This window comes from Burkholderia sp. HAN2018, from assembly GCF_024704855.1.
GTDB classification, from domain to species: Bacteria; Pseudomonadota; Gammaproteobacteria; order Burkholderiales; family Burkholderiaceae; genus Burkholderia; species Burkholderia cepacia.
On the sequence record NZ_QOBB01000434.1, the window covers coordinates 1 to 2,714 of the forward strand.

2 protein-coding genes and 2 pseudogenes are annotated in these 2,714 nt (G+C 68.9%); all 4 read left to right on the top strand.

What is annotated here, in order from left to right; all coding sequences use genetic code 11:
• Positions 1 to 240, top strand: a pseudogene (locus DPV74_RS40610) (TetR/AcrR family transcriptional regulator); the annotation flags it as partial.
• A gap of 210 nt (positions 241 to 450) precedes the next feature.
• A complete protein-coding gene (locus DPV74_RS40615; protein WP_060084412.1) occupies positions 451 to 1,605 on the top strand; it encodes a pyridoxal phosphate-dependent aminotransferase in 1,155 nt (384 codons plus the stop codon).
• Between the two features lie 71 nt (positions 1,606 to 1,676).
• A complete protein-coding gene (locus tag DPV74_RS40620; RefSeq protein ID WP_027788696.1) occupies positions 1,677 to 2,465 on the top strand; it encodes an ABC transporter substrate-binding protein in 789 nt (262 codons plus the stop codon).
• A gap of 15 nt (positions 2,466 to 2,480) precedes the next feature.
• A pseudogene (locus DPV74_RS40625) lies at positions 2,481 to 2,714 on the top strand (FAD-binding oxidoreductase); the annotation flags it as partial.

Consider the following 2,714-nt stretch of genomic DNA (forward strand, 5'->3'; position numbering starts at 1 on the left):
CTCGCCGCCTACCGCCGGCATTACGACGCGTACGTCGCGCTGTGGCGCGACGCGCTCGCGCACGCGGCCGATCCGCCGCCGGCCGCGCGGCTCGACGGGATCGCGCGGATGGCGCACACGCTCTGCTACGGCGGGCTCTCGCAGGCGCTGCTGACGCTCGGGCCCGCGTTCGACATCGCCGCGCTGCGTGGCGAATTGCGGGCCGTGCTGCTCGCCTATCTGGCGGCGGCCGGCCGGTAGCATCCCTTAAGGGAAATGCCGGATTCGCATGTCGGCCGGGCAGGCGAGCCTTGCCGCCGTGTGCTTCTCTCCAAGGGCCATGAGAAAAATACATGGCTGCCATGACGAAGTTTCGTTTGTCCGCCGATATTGGCTCGGGCTAAATCATGCGGCAGATGCAGGCCGCGCGCGTCGCGCGGGGCCGCCCGAAGGACATCAGAAGGAGGAGTCATGCGAAGCGCCACCGCGCCCCGTTCGAAACTGCCCGACGTCGGGACGACGATCTTCACGGTGATCGGCCAGCTGGCCGCCCGGCACGATGCGTTGAACCTGTCGCAGGGGGCGCCGAATTTCGCGCCCGATCCGGCGCTCGTCGAAGGCGTCGCGCGCGCGATGCGCGACGGGCACAACCAGTACGCACCGATGGCCGGCGTGATGGCGCTGCGCGAGCGGCTCGCGGAAAAGACCGAGGCGCTGTACGGCGCGCGCTACGACCCGGCCACCGAGATCACGGTGATCGCGAGCGCGAGCGAGGGGCTGTACGCGGCGATCAGCGCGCTCGTGCATCCGGGCGACGAGGTGATCTACTTCGAGCCGTCGTTCGACAGCTATGCGCCGATCGTGCGGCTGCAGGGCGCGACGCCCGTGGCGATCAAGCTGTCGCCGGAGCATTTCCGCGTGAACTGGGACGAAGTGGCGGCCGCGATCACGCCGCGCACGCGGATGATCATCGTCAACACGCCGCACAACCCGACCGCGACCGTGTTCTCGGCCGACGATCTCGAGCGGCTCGCGCAGCTCACGCGCGACACGGGCATCGTCGTGCTGTCCGACGAAGTCTACGAGCACGTCGTGTTCGACGGCGCGCAGCACCAGAGCGTCGCGCGCCACCGCGAGCTGGCCGAGCGCAGCGTGATCGTGTCGTCGTTCGGCAAGTCGTTCCACGTGACCGGCTGGCGGGTCGGCCATTGCCTCGCGCCGGCCGACCTGATGGACGAGATCCGCAAGGTGCACCAGTTCATGGTGTTCTCGGCCGATACGCCGATGCAGATCGCGTTCGCGGAGATCCTCGCGCGGCCGGACAGCTATCTCGGCCTGTCGGCGTTCTACGAGGCCAAGCGCGACCTGCTCGCGCGCGAGCTGGCCGATTCGCGTTTCGAGCTGCTGCCGAGCGAGGGCTCGTTCTTCATGCTCGCGCGTTTCCGGCACTTCTCGGACGAAAGCGACAGCGATTTCGTGCTGCGCCTGATCCGCGACGCGCGCGTCGCGACGATTCCGCTGTCGGCGTTCTACACCGACGGCACCGACGCCGGCGTGATCCGGCTCAGCTTTTCGAAGGACGACGCGACGCTGGTCGAAGGCGCGCGGCGGCTGCGTTCGCTGTAACCCCCGTACGGCATCCGGCCACGGGCATCCGGCGACGGGTACGTCGCATCGACCAGACACAGGAGATCACGATGAAGCACACGGCCACCCTGAAACTCGCGTTCGCACTCGCGTGCGCCATCGGTTCCGGCGCGGCGCTCGCCGATGCGCAGACGCTGCGCTTCGGCCTCGAGGCGCAATACCCGCCGTTCGAATCGAAAGCGCCGAACGGCGACCTGCAGGGCTTCGACATCGACGTCGGCAACGCCGTCTGCCAGACGGCGAAGCTGTCGTGCAAATGGGTCGAGACGTCGTTCGACGGCCTGATTCCCGCGCTGAAGGGCCGCAAGTTCGACGCGATCAACTCGGCGATGAATGCGACCGAGCAGCGGCGCCAGGCGATCGACTTCACGACGATCATCTATCGCGTGCCGACCCAGCTGATCGCGCGCACCGGCAGCGGCCTGCTGCCGACGCCGGAGTCGCTGAAGGGCAAGCGGGTCGGCGTGCTGCAGGCGTCGATCCAGGAAACCTTCGCGAAGGCGCACTGGGAGCCGGCCGGCGTCGCGGTCGTCGCGTACCAGGACCAGAACCAGGCGTATGCGGATCTGGTCGCGGGCCGTCTCGACGCGACGCTCGTGCTCGCACCGTCCGGCCAGCGCGGCTTCCTGTCGCGTCCGGACGGCAAGGGCTTTTCGTTCGTCGGCCAGCCCGTGCACGACGACCGGATCCTCGGCAGCGGCATCGCATTCGGGCTGCGCAAGGGCGACAGCGCGCTGAAGGCGAAACTCGATGCGGCGATCGACAAGCTGAAGGCGGACGGCACGGTGAAGTCGCTCGGCCTGAAGTATTTCGGCGATATCGACATTTCGGCGAAGTAAGCGGGGCAGCGCGCGATGCAGAACCGGAACACGACCGCCGCGGGCGGCGAACCGGCGGGCACGCCGCTGTCGGGCGACGCGCTCGAAGCCGTGCTCGTCGCCGAACTGGGCGATGCGCTCGTCACGCGCGCGGCCGACATCGATCCGCGTTATTTCACCGCCTACAACGAGCCGGCCGGCGCGCGGCCGCGCGCGCTGGTGCGCCCGCGCGGTGTCGGCGACGTGTCGCGCACGCTTGCGCTGTGCGCG